We start from the raw sequence: 12,999 nt of genomic DNA, 5'->3' as shown, positions 1-12,999 counted from the left end.
CGAGCCCCGGCGTCGGCGTGAGGTCCGCCCGCGGCACGGTCTAAGCTCGCGCTGTGACGATCGCGCCAGCACCGATCGTGAGCCGGCCCAGCCCGGCTCGCGAGGTCGAGAAGGGCTCGCGGGTCTCGAACCTGCTGCGGACCACCGACCACAAGACCATCGGCCTGATGTACATGGTCACCTCGTTCGCCTACTTCATGCTCGGCGGGCTGATGGCCATGCTGATGCGCGGGGAGCTGGCGCAACCGGGCCTGCAGTACCTCTCGCCCGAGCAGTACAACCAGCTCGTCACGATGCACGGCACGGTCATGCTGCTGATGTTCGCGACGCCGCTGTTCTTCGCGTTCGCGAACCTGATCATGCCGCTGCAGATCGGTGCCCCGGACGTCGCCTTCCCGCGGCTGAACGCCCTGTCGTACTGGCTGTTCTCCTTCGGGTCGCTCATCGCCGTCTCCGGCTTCCTCACGCCCAGCGGCGCGGCCGACTTCGGCTGGTACGCCTACGCGCCGCTGTCCGACGCGGTCCACTCCCCGGGCGCGGGCGCGACCCTGTGGTTCGCCGGCCTGGCGGTCAGCGGTCTGGGCACGATCCTGGGTGCCGTCAACTTCATCGCCACGATCGTCTGCCTGCGGGCGCCGGGCATGACCCTGTTCCGGATGCCGATCTTCGTCTGGAACACGCTGGTCACCAGCCTGCTGGTCCTGTTCGCGTTCCCGATCCTGACCGCGGCGATCATGGGCATGCTGGCCGACCGCAACCTCGGCGCGCTGATCTTCTCCCGCGAGAACGGCGGGGCGATGCTGTGGCAGCACCTGTTCTGGTTCTTCGGTCACCCCGAGGTCTACATCATCGCGCTGCCGTTCTTCGGCATCGTCACCGAGATCATCCCGGTCTTCAGCCGCAAGCCGCTGTTCGGCTACAAGGGCATGGTCGGGGCGACGCTGCTGATCGCCGTCCTGTCCGTCGCGGTGTGGGCGCACCACATGTACGCGACCGGCGCGGTGCTGCTGCCCTTCTTCGCCTTCATGACCTACCTGATCGCCGTGCCGACCGGCATCAAGTTCTTCAACTGGATCGGCACCATGTGGCGCGGCCAGATGACCTTCGAGACGCCGATGCTGTTCTCGCTCGGCTTCCTGGTCACCTTCCTCCTCGGCGGGCTCACCGGCGTGCTGCTGGCCAGCCCGCCGCTGGACTGGCACCTCAACGACAGTTACTTCGTCGTCGCCCACTTCCACTACGTCGTCTTCGGCACCGTGGTGTTCGCGGCCTACGCCGGCATCTACTTCTGGTTCCCCAAGATGGCCGGCCGGATGATGGACGAGCGGATCGGCAAGCTGCACTTCTGGCTGACCTTCGTCGGCTTCCACGCCACGTTCCTGGTGCAGCACTGGCTGGGCGGCGAGGGCTTCCCGCGCCGGTACGCGAACTACCAGGACATCGACGGCTTCGCGTTCCTGAACACGGTCTCCACGATCGGGTCCTTCGTGCTCGGAGCCTCGACCATCCCGTTCCTCTACAACGTGTTCAAGTCGTGGAAGTACGGGAAGCTCGCCCTGCGCGACGACCCGTGGGGCCACGGCAACTCGCTGGAGTGGGCCACCTCCTCGCCGCCGCCGCGGCACAACTTCGTGTCGATCCCGCGGATCCGGTCCGAGCGGCCGGCCTTCGAGGCGCACTACCCGCACCTCGTGGAACGCCTGCACCGCGAGGCGCACGTCGGCAAGCGGCAGGAGCCCTACGCCGGTGTCAGCGAGATCGGCGGGACGGCCGGCCGGCGTCAGGGCGAGAACGACCCCGACTTCACCTAGCCGCCTGTTCCGGCACCTCACCGCGACGACGCCCCGTCGGCCTTCCCGGCCGGCGGGGCGTCGCCGCGTCACGGCGGCCCGGCGGTGACCGGTGCCGGGGCCGCCGGGGGCGGTGCGGCACGATGGCGCCGTGTCGCTGGACCCCGCCCCCCGCACGCTCGCCCGGGAGACCGCCGGCCGGCCCGGCGCCGTCCTGACCGTGAGCGGGCCCGACCGCCCCGGCGTCACCGCCCGGCTGTTCGCGGCCCTGGCGTCCCCCGCCGACGGCCTGCCGTGGGTCGAGGTCGTCGACGTGGAGCAGGTGGTCGTGCACGGGCAGCTGGTGCTCGGCGTCCTCGTCGCGGCGCCGGCCGGCGAGGGCGACGACCAGGCGCTGGTCGCCCGCCTGACCGGGCTGGCAGCGCGCGTCGCCGAGGAGACCGGCATGCAGGTGGGGGTCGAGCCGGCCGGCCCCGACGTCGCCGCTGCCGGCGGCGACCGGCCGCACCACGTGATCCTGCTGGGCCGGCCGGTGACGCCGGGCGCCGTCGCGGGCGCGGCCGCCGCGATCGCGGGCGCGGGCGCCAACATCGACGCCGTGCGCCGGCTGTCCGACGTCCCGGTCACCAGCTTCGAGCTCACCGTCTCCGGGGCGGAGGCGACCGAGCTGCGGACCGTGCTGGCCGAGGTCGCCGCCGAGACCGGCACCGACATCGCCGTGGAGCAGGTCGGCCTCGCCCGGCGGAGCAAGCGGCTGATCGTCCTGGACGTCGACTCGACGCTCGTCCGGGGCGAGGTGATCGACGAGCTGGCGGCCCGCGCCGGACGGGCGGCCGAGGTCGCACGCATCACCGCGGCCGCGATGAACGGCGAGCTGGACTTCGCCGAGTCGCTGCGCGCCCGCGTCGGGGCGCTCGCCGGGTTGCCGGTCGAGGTGCTCGACGAGGTCCGCGAGGCGCTGGTGCTCACGCCCGGCGCCCGCACGCTCATCCGCACGCTGCAGCGGCTGGGCTTCCGCTGCGGCATCGTCAGCGGCGGGTTCACGCAGATCACCGACCCGCTGGCCGAGAGCCTCGGTCTGGACTTCGCGGCGGCCAACACCCTCGAGGTCTCCGACGGCCGGCTGACCGGGGGACTGGTCGGCGAGATCGTCGACCGTGCCGGCAAGGCGCGCGCGCTGGCCCGCTTCGCCGCGCAGCACGGCATCCCGCTCGAGCAGACCGTCGCGGTCGGCGACGGGGCGAACGACCTGGACATGCTGAACGCCGCCGGCCTGGGCATCGCCTTCAACGCCAAGCCCGTCGTCCGGGAGCAGGCGCACGCGGCGCTCAACCAGCCCTACCTGGACGCCGTCCTCCAGGTCCTGGGCTTCACGCGGGATGAAGTACTGGACGCCCTGTGATCTGTCGGCCTACCGGCCGACACCGCGGCCAGGTGCCGTCCGCCTGCTGCGCTGAGCCGTTTCGTCGCACCCTTCGCGGAACCCTCCGGGTCCCACTCGGGCACCACTGCCCGCGGAGCGGCTCCGGTCACGTCGCGGTCGTGCTCAGCTCGGGCGGTGCACCGACCCCTCGAGCTGGACACCCGCGGTGCGGAGCTGGTCGAGGGCGGCCTCGGTGGTCGCCTCGGAGACGCCCGCGGTGAGGGGCAGGAGCACCCGCGTGGCGAAGCCCTCCGCCACGGCGTCCAGGGCGGTGGCGCGCACGCAGTGGTCGGTGGCGATGCCGACGACGTCGACGGCGTCCACCCCGCGGGCGCGCAGCCACTCGGCCAGCGGCGTCCCCTCCGACCGCGCCTCGAAGCCGGAGTAGGCAGCGGCGTACTCACCCTTGTCGAACACCGCCTCGATCGGGTCGCGGTCCAGCCGCGGGTGCAGCTCCACGCCGCCGGTCCCGACGACGCAGTGCGCCGGCCAGCTGTCGACGAAGTCCGGCAAGGCCGAGAAGTGCCCGCCGGGGTCGACGTGGTGATCCCGGGTGGCGACGACGTGGGCGTAGTCCCCGGCCGCCGTCCGGGCGTGCTCGCTGATGGCGGCGGCCACGTCGGCCCCACCGGACACCGCGAGGCTGCCGCCCTCGCAGAAGTCGTTCTGGACGTCGATCACCAGCAGGGCGCGGGTCATGGGGGTCCTCGGGGTCGCAGTCGGGGTCGTCACTGGTGGATGGTCTCGATCGCGCAGTCGCCGCGGGAGAGGGCGAAGGCCTCCGCGGGCATGGTCGCCCGCACCCGCTCGTGGTGCGCGCGGGCCTCGGCCAGCGCGTCGGGCGGGGACAGCTCGCGGCACACCCGGCCGCCGCGTACGAGGTCGACGACCAGCTGCCGGTCGCCGTCCCGGGGCTCGATCGGGGCACTGCACACGACCTCCGCGGTCGCCGTCCCGGCGGCGTCGTGCCGGCGGACGGCGTGCTTGCGCCCGCCCACGGAGTTCTTGCCCTCGGACCGCTTGGCCACCGGGACGCCGTCGCGCTCGACCAGCTTGTAGACCATCCCGGCGGTCGGCGCCCCGGACCCGGTGACCAGCGAGGTCCCGACGCCGTATCCGTCGACCGGCGCGGCCATGAGTCCCGCGATCGCGTACTCGTCGAGGTCGCTGGTGACGATGATGCGGGTCCGCGTCGCGCCGAGGGAGTCGAGCAGCTCGCGGGCGCGCGTGGCCAGGGTGGGCAGGTCCCCGGAGTCCAGCCGGATGGCGCCGAGCTCGGGTCCGGCCACCTCGACGGCGGTGCGGATGCCCTGCTCGACGTCGTAGGTGTCCACCAGCAGCGTGGTGCCGCGGCCGAGGGTCGCCACCTGCGCCCGGAACGCCGAGGCCTCGTCGTCGTGCAGCAGCGTGAAGGCGTGCGCGCTGGTGCCGGTGGTCGCGACGCCGTAGCGGCGACCCGCCTCGAGGTTGGAGCTGGAGGCGAAGCCCACCAGCGAGGCGGCCCGGGCCGCCGCCACGGCGGCCCGCTCGTGGGTGCGGCGCGACCCCATCTCGATGACCGGCCGGTCGCAGGCGGCACCGACCATGCGGGCCGCGGCCGACGCGATCGCGCTGTCGTGGTTGAGCACCGACAGCACCAGCGTCTCCAGCAGCACGCCCTCGGCGAAGGGCGCGCGCACCGTGAGCACCGGGGACCCGGGGAAGAAGAACTCGCCCTCGGCGTAGCCGTCGACGTCCCCGCGGAAGCGGAAGTCGGCCAGCCAGTCCAGCAGCCGGGCGTCGGTCACGCCCTGGGCGCGCAGCGTGGCGAGCTCCTCGTCGCCGAAGCGGAAGGCGGGCAGCGCCTCCAGCAGCCGGCCGGTGCCCGCGACCACTCCGTAGCGCCGGCCGTGCGGCAGGCGGCGGGCGAACACCTCGAAGACGCAGTCGCGGTCGGCGGTGCCGTCGGCCAGGGCGGCGGCGACCATCGTCAGCTCGTACCGGTCGGTGAGCAGGGCGGTTCCGGTCGGCATGGGCCCGAGCCTAGGCAGGCCCGGGCGCCCCGACCTGCCGGGCGCCTTAAGCTCTACGGCGTGGCCGGACCGCTCGCGCCGACACGGACGCCCGAGACCGTCGTCGAGGAGGAGAACGACCTCGACCGTCCCTGGGTGACCATCGTCTGGGACGACCCGGTCAACCTGATGACCTACGTCACGTACGTCTTCCAGGAGCTGTTCGGCTACGACGAGGCGAAGGCCACGGAGCTGATGCTGCAGGTGCACCACGAGGGCAAGGCGATCGTCAGCTCCGGACCGCGCGAGCGGATGGAGCACGACACCAGCCGGCTGCACGCCTACGGGCTGTGGGCGAGCTACCAGAAGGACTCGTGAGGCCCTTCCGGCGGAAGGGTGACGAGCACGTCGCCCGCCTGGACCCCGCCGAGGCCGGCATCGTCGGGCTGCTGCTCGACCAGCTCGAGCAGCTGCTCACCGGCGAGCAGGACGACGTCGAGGGCGACGAGGTCCTCGCCCGGTTGCTGCCCGAGGGGCACCGCGGCGACCCGCGCCTGGCCGCCGAGTACCGCGAGCTGACCCGCACCGGCCTGGTCGCCGGGAAGGCCGAGGACCTGGCCACGGTCCGGGCCACCCTGCCGGCCGAGGGCGGCCAGGTGCGGCTGGACGCCGACCAGGCGGAGGCGTGGCTGCGCACCACCAACGACCTGCGGCTGGCGCTGGGCACCCGGCTGGGCGTCGACGCCGACACCGAGCCGCCGATGGACCTGGCCGGCGAGACCGACCAGCAGCTCGCCGTCTACTACTGGCTCACCGCCGTGCAGGGGTCGCTCGTGGACTCCCTCGCCTCCGGGCGCGCCGGCCGAAGGTAACCAGCACCAGCACCGCGAGCAGCACGCTCAGCGCGAAGAACACGTAGACGAAACCGTGCAGGTCGACGTCCTGGACCGTCGCGCCGATCGTCGACACCAACGTCAGCCCGGCGCAGCCCAGGAGCAGGAGCAGGGCCAGAACCCGCAGCACCACGAGCACGACCAGCGTGAACCGGTCGGTCCCCGGGTCGCCGCTGAACCGGCCCCGGCGCCCGAGCAGCCCCCGGGCGCCCAGGTACAGCGCCGGGAGCGCGAGCAGCGCCACCACGGCGGCCAGGAGCAGGTTCACCAGCACGACACGAGACCGTAACCCCTGCCGGGTGGGGCGACGTCGGCCGCGGGGTGCGGCGTCGCCCACGTCCGGGCAGATCCCCCGGCGGGAGGACGGCAGAGGGCCGCGGAGGGGGGCGCCTAGACTGGGCGCCGTGCTGCGCATCGACCGCGCGATCTACGACGCCATCGTGGCCCATGCCCGGGAGGACCACCCGGACGAGGCCTGTGGCGTCGTCGCCGGCCCCGAGGGCAGCGACCGCCCCGAGCGGTTCATCCCGATGCTCAACGCGGCCCGCTCGCCCACGTTCTACGAGTTCGACTCCGGCGACCTGCTGCGGCTGTACCGGGCCATGGACGACCGGGACGAGGTGCCGGTCGTCATCTACCACTCGCACACCGCGACCGAGGCATATCCCTCGCGCACCGACATCAGCTACGCCTCCGAGCCCGAGGCCCACTACGTGCTGGTGTCGACCCGCCACCACGGGGAGCAGACGGGGTTGGCCGGTGACGAGGTCGAGTTCCGCAGCTTCCGCATCGTCGACGGTCAGGTCACCGAGGAGGACGTCGAGGTCGTCGAGTCCTACCTGTTCGGCCACTCGCCGACCACCGTCGTCTACGACTGACAGAGGACCCCCTGCTCCCCACGACGCGCTCCGCGCGCCGCGGGTCCCTGCAGGGGGCCACGGGCCGACCGTGCGTCGACCGGAATCCCCGGCGGCGGGTGGGCGTTGCCCGCACAGACGCACCACCCCGCTGCCGCGCAGCGGTGCCCGCATCCCGCAAGACCCCGCAGAGGAGAACCGCACGCCATGGCCATCGAGGTCCGGATCCCGACCATCCTGCGCACCCACACCGGTGGGGCCAAGACCGTGCAGGGCAGCGGCGCCACCCTCGGCGCGCTCGTCGACGACCTCGACGGCCAGCACCCCGGCCTGAAGAACCGCCTCGTCACCGAGGAGGGCAAGCTGCACCGCTTCGTGAACGTCTACGTCAACGACGAGGACGTGCGCTTCACCGGTGCGCTCGACACCCAGGTCAAGGACGGCGACTCGGTCACCATCCTCCCGGCGGTCGCCGGCGGCTGCTGAGCCGTCGCGCCACCGTCCGTCCCCGACCCCGTCCGGAAGAGCCCTGCCATGGCGCGCTACGCCTCCCTCGTCGACTCCCTCGGCGGCACCCCGCTCGTGGGGCTGCCCCGGTTGTCGCCGACCCCCGACGTCCGGCTGTGGGCCAAGCTCGAGGACCACAACCCGACGGGGTCGATCAAGGACCGCGCGGCGATCTCGATGATCGAGGCGGCGGAGAAGGACGGGTTGCTGCAGCCGGGGGCCACCATCCTCGAGCCGACCAGCGGCAACACCGGCATCTCGCTGGCGATGGTCGCCCGGCAGCGCGGCTACCGGCTCGTGTGCGTGATGCCGGAGAACACCTCGATCGAGCGGCGCCAGCTGCTGGAGATGTACGGCGCGCAGATCATCAGCTCGCCGGCCGCCGGTGGCTCCAACCAGGCCGTGGCGATGGCCAAGCAGTTGGCGGCCGAGCACGACGACTGGGTGATGCTCTACCAGTACGGGAACCCGGCCAACGCCGAGGCGCACTACACCGGCACGGCGCCGGAGATCCTCGCGGACCTGCCGTCGATCACCCACTTCGTGGCGGGTCTGGGCACCACCGGCACCCTCATGGGCTGCTCCCGGTACTTCCGCGAGCACAAGCCGGGCGTGCAGGTGGTCGCCGCGGAGCCGCGCTACGGGGAGCTGGTCTACGGGCTGCGCAACATCGACGAGGGGTTCATCCCGGAGCTGTACGACGCCTCGCTGCTGGACTCCCGGTTCAGCGTCGGGCCGGAGGACGCCGTCCACCGCACCCGCCAGCTCGTCGAGCGGGAGGGCATCTTCGCCGGCATCTCGACCGGGGCCATCCTGCACGCCGCGCTCGGCATCGCCGACAAGGAGGTCGCCGCCGGCCGCAGGGCCGACATCGTCTTCATCGTCTGCGACGGCGGCTGGAAGTACCTGTCCACCGGCGCCTACGCCGGCACCCTCGACGAGGCGACGTCGGCCCTGGAGGGCCAGCTCTGGGCCTGAGCGGGGACCCCCTCGCCCCCACACCTCGCTGCGCTCGCAGCAGGCCTCGGCGAGGGGGCCGCTCCAGCACGTCGCGGGCTCGGCGCAGGGTCCTGCGCCGGGGCCACTAGCCTTCCCCACCATGCGGACGCGGGGGCATCGGTGAGGCTGACGGTCGTCGGCTGCTCGGGCAGCGGACCGGGGCCGGCGTCGGCGGCTTCCTGCTACCTGGTGGAGCACGAGGGCTTCCGCGTGCTCGTGGACCTGGGCAACGGGGCGTTCGGGCCACTGCAGGCGATCGTGGACCCCGGCTCGGTCGACGCGGTCTACCTCAGCCACCTGCACGCCGACCACTGCATGGACGTCGCGCCCCTCGTCGTCTGGCACCGCTGGTCGGGCCGCAGCCCGGGCCGCCGGATCCCGCTCGTCGCGCCGCCGGGCGCCGACCAGCGCCTGGCGGTGATCTGCGAGGAGGGCGGCAAGCCGCTGACCGACGTCTTCGACTTCCGCCCGGCGCCGGCGACCGACCGGCTCGGCCCGTTCGAGCTGCGCACCGCGCGGACCGAGCACCCCATCGAGTGCCACGCCGTCCGGCTGACCGCCGGCGGCTCGTCGCTGGTCTACACCGGTGACACCGGCCCCAGTGCCCGCGTCGCCGCCCTCGCCGGCGGGGCGGACGTGCTGCTGGCCGAGGCCGCCCACCCCGACGGCCCCGAGCAGCCGCCGGCCCTGCACATGACCGGCCGGCAGGCCGGCGAGCTCGCGGCCACCGCCGGCGTCGGCCGGCTGCTGGTCACGCACGTGCCCGCCTGGGTCGACCCGGCCGCGCAGCTGGCGGCCGCCCGCGCCGCGTTCCCGGCCGCCGAGCTGGTCCGGCCCGGCGCGAGCTACGACGTCTAGGTCGCCCGGGGACCGAGGGACGCAGAGCCGCTCCGCCTTGCCCGGGTCGGTCCGGGGCGGCACGGTGGCCGGGTGGTCGATGACGAACGGGACGGCGTCCGGCTGACCTCGCTGGCCTCACCGCTGGGCGACGGGCTCGGGGTGACCAAGGGCGACCTGGTCGACCACCTCGACGCCTTCGCCGACCGGCTCGTCCCGCTGCTCGCCGGCCGGCCGCTGTCGGTGATGCGGGTGCGCCCGGGCTCGGCACCGTTCATGCAGCGCAACGTGCCCAAGGGCGCCCCGGGCTGGGTGCGCACCGTGCCGGTCTGGTCGGCCTCGACCCACCGGGAGATCCACCAGGTGCTGTGCGACGACCGCCGCACGCTGCTGTGGCTGGCGAACCAGCGTGCGGTGGAGTTCCACGTGCCCTTCCTGCCGGCCGGGGCCGCGGGCCCGACCGGGCTGGTCCTCGACCTCGATCCGCCCGAGGGGGCCGGGTTCGACGTGGTGGTGCGCACCGCGCACGTCGTGCGGCGCGCCCTGTCCGACGCCGGTCTGGCCGGGGCGGTCAAGACGAGCGGCTCCAAGGGCGTGCACGTGGTCGTCCCGATCCGGGACGCCGACCCGGTCGACGCCGCGGCCGCCACCCGGGCGCTGGCCGCCCGTGCCGAGCGGCTGGATCCGGAGCTGGCCACGACCGCCTACATCAAGGAGGACCGGCACGGGCGGGTGTTCGTGGACTCCACCCGGTCGGGCACGACGACGATCGTGGCCGCCTACAGCCCGCGGATCCGCCCGGGCCTGCCGGTCTCGGCCCCGGTCGCCTGGGCCGATCTCGACGACGCCGACCCCGGCCGGGTCACGGTGACGACGGCGGCCGAGCTGCTCGGACCCGGGGACCCGTGGGCGACGGCGCTGCCCGAACCCCAGCGGCTGCCGGCCGACGTGGTGGCCGAGGGCCACACCATCCCGGTGGCGCGGGTCGCGGCCATGCACGAGGGCCGCCGCCGCGCCCGCGCGCGGCAGGCCGGCGAGCAGGGGACCGAACAGGCGGGTGGCGGGGCGTAGCACGCGGGGACGACGGTTCCCGGCGCCTGCACCCAGGAGCGGCGCCGTCCACACCCCGGGCGCCGGCCGGCGGCATCCCGGCATCCCCGGCGGCCAGGCTGGGGCCATGTCCCTCGACCCGCAGACCACCGCCTGGCTCGACCAGGAGGACGCCCACCTCGCCGCCGTGATCCGCGAGCACCGCTGGGCGGTGCAGCACGTCGGCCCCGGCGAGGAGCCCGGCCAGCCGGCCTTCGCCTACACCATCGGCCTGTTCGGCCTGGGCCACCCGGAACTGGTGGTGGTCGGCGTCGGCCCCGAGGCGGCGCACGCGATGCTCCAGTGGGCCGCCGGGCTGGTCGCCGCGGGCCGGGACCTGGTCCCCGGTGAGGTCCTCCGCGGCGACGACGGGGTGCGCGAGCTGGTGGTGGAGACCTGCCCCAACCCCGGCGACGTCGTGCTCGGCGCCAACCGCTGGTACTGCCGGCCGCCGGAGCACTCCGTGCCCGCCTACCAGCTGGCCTGGCCGCACGCCGACGGGCGCTACCCCTGGGACGACGGCTACCCGTGCCCGCCGACCTGCCAGCCTCGGCCGGGCACCTGGGCGGCGTGACCGGAGGGGTGTCGTGATCCGGCGCGCAGCGGGAGGATCGTCGTCGGCACGGGGGGCCAGGTGGCCGGCTCGGCCGCGAACCGTGCGCGAGGTCAGCCCAGGCCGAGGTCCCGGCGCAGCTTGGCGACGTGGCCGGTGGCCTTGACGTTGTAGGCGGCCCTCTCGATGCGGCCCTCGCCGTCGATCACGAAGGTCGACCGGATCACGCCGATGACCTCCTTGCCGTACAGCTTCTTGGGGCCGAAGGCGCCGTAGGCGGTGAGCACCGACTTGTCGACGTCGGACACCAGCGTGATGCCCAGCTGCTCCTTCTCCCGGAAGCGCAGCAGCTGGGCCGGCGGGTCGGGCGAGATGCCGATGATGTCCAGCCCGGCCTCGGCCAGCTCCCCGGCCGCGGCGGTGAAGTCCACCGCCTGGGTGGTGCAGCCGGGGGTGAGCGCCGCCGGGTAGCAGTACACGATCACGCGGCGCCCGCGGTGGTCGGCCAGCGAGACCGGGTTGCCGTCGGCATCGGGCAGCGTGAAGTCCGGCGCCGGGTCACCGGGGGACAGGCGGACGGGCGCGGCGTCCTGAGTGGCGGCGGTGTCGGTCATGCCGCGCATCCTGCCGTGCCCGGCCTGCCCGCTCCACGCCGGGCGCGACGGCCGCGCTGCGGGACACCCGTCGGGCGACACCCACCGGAGGCCCACCGGAGGCCGCCGGAGGAGCGGACCGCGGTGGTCAGCCGGCGAGGAACGACAGCCGCACGTGCCGCTGCGGGTTGTCCTGGTTCGTGTCGACCAGGCAGATCCGCTGCCAGGTCCCCAGCTGGAGCCGCCCCTCCAGCACCGGCACGGTCGCGTGCGGTGGCACGAAGGCCGGGAGCACGTGGTCGCGGCCGTGGCCGGGGCTGCCGTGGCGGTGCCGCCAGCGGTCGTCGCGGGGGAGCAGCTCGTCGAGCGCGGCGAGCAGGTCCGGGTCGCTGCCGGAGCCGGTCTCGATGATCGCCACGCCGGCGGTCGCGTGCGGCACGAAGACCTGCAGCAGCCCGTCGGCCTCGCCGGAGACGAACTCGGCGCACTCGTCGGTCAGGTCGACGACGGCGGGCGCCCCGCCGGTCCGGACGGAGCGGAGCTCGGATCGCATGCGCCGATCCTGCCGTGGCCGGCCGTCGCCGGCCGGGCGGGCGGGGAGGTCACCCCGGCGGGGACGGGCTCCGGTGCGCGTCCCCGTCGGCGCCGAAGGGCGTCCCCGCCGGCAGTGCGGCCACCTGGGCGCGCAACCTCGCGAGCTCGGCCGTGAGCGCGCGCAGGTCGCCGCGGGTCACCGCCTCCGACTCCTCGCCGACCTGCCGCACCCGCTCGACCAGCCACGACGCGAGCGTGGCCGTGACGACGCCGAGCAGCGCGATGCCGGCCAGCATGAGCCCGGCCGCGACCACCCGGCCCTGCACGGTGACCGGGTACCGGTCGCCGTAGCCCACCGTGGTCACGGTCGCGAAGGACCACCACAGGGCGTCACCGAAACTGTCCACGTTGCCGTCCGGGGCGCCGCGCTCGGCGTCGAGGAGGGCCAGCGCGGCGACGAACATGACCAGCGACGTCGCCCCGACCACGTAGATCATCACCCGGCCGCGCAGGGATCGCCCGGCATGCCGGTTGAGCACCGACAGCAGCGTCACGAGCCGCAGCAGCCGCAGCGGCCGCAGCACCGGGAGGACGACGACCGCCAGGTCCAGCGGGGTCGACCGGAGGAAGCGCCACCGGTGACCGGCCAGCGCCAGGCGCACCAGGTAGTCGGCCGCGAACATGCCCCACGTCGCCCACGTCACCGCCGCGCAGAGCGCCGCCCGGGTCGGGGACAGGTCCGGGTCGATGATCGGCCAGGCGTAGGCCGCGAGGAACAGCACGGCCGCGAGGATCAGCGGCCACTCGGTGCGGGCCTCCCAACGCAGCCGGCGTTCCTCGGACGCGGGGGTGGTCGCCATGTCCGGCCACGCTAGCGACGCTGCGCGCGCCCCCGTTCCCGGCGTGCCGGGACGGAGGGCGCACTACTGTCGG

16 protein-coding genes are annotated in these 12,999 nt (G+C 74.1%); 10 read left to right on the top strand and 6 right to left on the bottom strand.

Features of this window, described 5'->3' with window-relative positions:
* The first annotated feature begins 53 nt into the window (after positions 1–53).
* The gene (gene ctaD, locus ACK586_RS09295) at positions 54–1,811 is read left to right on the top strand and encodes an aa3-type cytochrome oxidase subunit I (protein ID WP_409330189.1); all 1,758 of its coding nucleotides are present in this window, start codon (positions 54–56) and stop codon (positions 1,809–1,811) included.
* Positions 1,812–1,941: 130 nt separating this feature from the next.
* On the top strand, positions 1,942–3,192 hold the full coding sequence (gene serB, locus ACK586_RS09290; protein ID WP_409330188.1) for a phosphoserine phosphatase SerB: 1,251 nt from the start codon (positions 1,942–1,944) through the stop codon (positions 3,190–3,192).
* A 144-nt stretch (positions 3,193–3,336) separates the two neighbouring features.
* Here serB and ACK586_RS09285 read toward each other — a convergent pair whose 3' ends face one another.
* Both ACK586_RS09285 and ACK586_RS09280 read right to left on the bottom strand, forming a co-directional pair.
* On the bottom strand, positions 3,337–3,912 hold the full coding sequence (locus tag ACK586_RS09285) for a nicotinamidase (protein WP_409330187.1): 576 nt from the start codon (positions 3,910–3,912) through the stop codon (positions 3,337–3,339).
* A gap of 29 nt (positions 3,913–3,941) precedes the next feature.
* Positions 3,942–5,225 (bottom strand): nicotinate phosphoribosyltransferase, encoded by a 1,284-nt coding sequence (locus ACK586_RS09280; RefSeq protein ID WP_409330186.1) that lies wholly within the window; start codon positions 5,223–5,225, stop codon positions 3,942–3,944.
* A gap of 60 nt (positions 5,226–5,285) precedes the next feature.
* Here ACK586_RS09280 and clpS point away from each other — a divergent pair, with 60 nt between their 5' ends.
* A complete protein-coding gene (gene clpS / locus ACK586_RS09275; protein ID WP_409330185.1) occupies positions 5,286–5,582 on the top strand; it encodes an ATP-dependent Clp protease adapter ClpS in 297 nt (98 codons plus the stop codon).
* On the top strand, positions 5,579–6,076 hold the full coding sequence (locus tag ACK586_RS09270; RefSeq protein WP_409330184.1) for a DUF2017 family protein: 498 nt from the start codon (positions 5,579–5,581) through the stop codon (positions 6,074–6,076). The genes clpS and ACK586_RS09270 overlap by 4 nt, the downstream gene beginning before the upstream one ends.
* Here ACK586_RS09270 and ACK586_RS09265 read toward each other — a convergent pair.
* Entirely contained in the window at positions 6,015–6,371 is a 357-nt protein-coding gene (locus ACK586_RS09265) for a hypothetical protein (protein ID WP_409330183.1), read from the bottom strand. The two genes, ACK586_RS09270 and ACK586_RS09265, sit on opposite strands and share 62 nt — an antisense overlap.
* A 130-nt stretch (positions 6,372–6,501) precedes the next feature.
* Between ACK586_RS09265 and ACK586_RS09260 the strand changes: the two genes are divergently transcribed.
* The 6 genes from ACK586_RS09260 (at position 6,502) to ACK586_RS09235 (ending at position 10,960) form a co-directional block, all read left to right on the top strand.
* Positions 6,502–6,975, top strand: a complete 474-nt coding sequence (locus ACK586_RS09260) for a M67 family metallopeptidase (protein WP_409330182.1) — start codon at positions 6,502–6,504, stop codon at positions 6,973–6,975.
* Between the two features lie 186 nt (positions 6,976–7,161).
* A complete protein-coding gene (locus ACK586_RS09255; protein WP_409330181.1) occupies positions 7,162–7,440 on the top strand; it encodes a MoaD/ThiS family protein in 279 nt (92 codons plus the stop codon).
* Positions 7,441–7,488: 48 nt separating this feature from the next.
* Positions 7,489–8,439 (top strand): PLP-dependent cysteine synthase family protein, encoded by a 951-nt coding sequence (locus tag ACK586_RS09250; protein ID WP_409330180.1) that lies wholly within the window; start codon positions 7,489–7,491, stop codon positions 8,437–8,439.
* Between the two features lie 141 nt (positions 8,440–8,580).
* On the top strand, positions 8,581–9,318 hold the full coding sequence (locus tag ACK586_RS09245) for an MBL fold metallo-hydrolase (RefSeq protein WP_409330179.1): 738 nt from the start codon (positions 8,581–8,583) through the stop codon (positions 9,316–9,318).
* A 72-nt stretch (positions 9,319–9,390) separates the two neighbouring features.
* Positions 9,391–10,368 (top strand): DNA polymerase domain-containing protein, encoded by a 978-nt coding sequence (locus ACK586_RS09240; RefSeq protein WP_409330178.1) that lies wholly within the window; start codon positions 9,391–9,393, stop codon positions 10,366–10,368.
* Positions 10,369–10,474: 106 nt separating this feature from the next.
* The gene (locus ACK586_RS09235) at positions 10,475–10,960 is read left to right on the top strand and encodes a DUF4262 domain-containing protein (RefSeq protein ID WP_409330177.1); all 486 of its coding nucleotides are present in this window, start codon (positions 10,475–10,477) and stop codon (positions 10,958–10,960) included.
* A gap of 92 nt (positions 10,961–11,052) precedes the next feature.
* On the opposite strand, the gene bcp is transcribed toward ACK586_RS09235, so the two are convergent.
* From bcp to ACK586_RS09220, 3 genes are all read right to left on the bottom strand, one after another.
* Positions 11,053–11,553 (bottom strand): thioredoxin-dependent thiol peroxidase, encoded by a 501-nt coding sequence (bcp, locus tag ACK586_RS09230; RefSeq protein WP_409330176.1) that lies wholly within the window; start codon positions 11,551–11,553, stop codon positions 11,053–11,055.
* Between the two features lie 127 nt (positions 11,554–11,680).
* A complete protein-coding gene (locus tag ACK586_RS09225; protein WP_409330175.1) occupies positions 11,681–12,085 on the bottom strand; it encodes a YjbQ family protein in 405 nt (134 codons plus the stop codon).
* 49 nt (positions 12,086–12,134) lie between these two features.
* Entirely contained in the window at positions 12,135–12,926 is a 792-nt protein-coding gene (locus tag ACK586_RS09220) for a potassium channel family protein (protein ID WP_409330174.1), read from the bottom strand.
* Positions 12,927–12,999 lie beyond the last annotated feature (73 nt).

The organism is Trujillonella humicola (assembly GCF_046233715.1).
GTDB classification, from domain to species: domain Bacteria; phylum Actinomycetota; class Actinomycetes; order Mycobacteriales; family Geodermatophilaceae; genus Trujillonella; species Trujillonella humicola.
Note: the sequence above shows the minus strand (reverse complement) of the source record. Positions and strands in the feature narration are given on the sequence as shown.

Bases quoted from the DNA above. Each gene is read 5' to 3' on its own strand.
- ACK586_RS09225 (WP_409330175.1), bottom strand. From the start codon at position 12,085: ATGCGATCCGAGCTCCGCTCCGTCCGGACCGGCGGGGCGCCCGCCGTC.
- ACK586_RS09255 (WP_409330181.1), top strand. From the start codon at position 7,162: ATGGCCATCGAGGTCCGGATCCCGACCATCCTGCGCACCCACACCGGT.
- ACK586_RS09220 (WP_409330174.1), bottom strand. From the start codon at position 12,926: ATGGCGACCACCCCCGCGTCCGAGGAACGCCGGCTGCGTTGGGAGGCC.
- ACK586_RS09285 (WP_409330187.1), bottom strand. From the start codon at position 3,912: ATGACCCGCGCCCTGCTGGTGATCGACGTCCAGAACGACTTCTGCGAG.
- ACK586_RS09235 (WP_409330177.1), top strand. From the start codon at position 10,475: ATGTCCCTCGACCCGCAGACCACCGCCTGGCTCGACCAGGAGGACGCC.
- ACK586_RS09250 (WP_409330180.1), top strand. From the start codon at position 7,489: ATGGCGCGCTACGCCTCCCTCGTCGACTCCCTCGGCGGCACCCCGCTC.
- ACK586_RS09280 (WP_409330186.1), bottom strand. From the start codon at position 5,225: ATGCCGACCGGAACCGCCCTGCTCACCGACCGGTACGAGCTGACGATG.
- bcp (WP_409330176.1), bottom strand. From the start codon at position 11,553: ATGACCGACACCGCCGCCACTCAGGACGCCGCGCCCGTCCGCCTGTCC.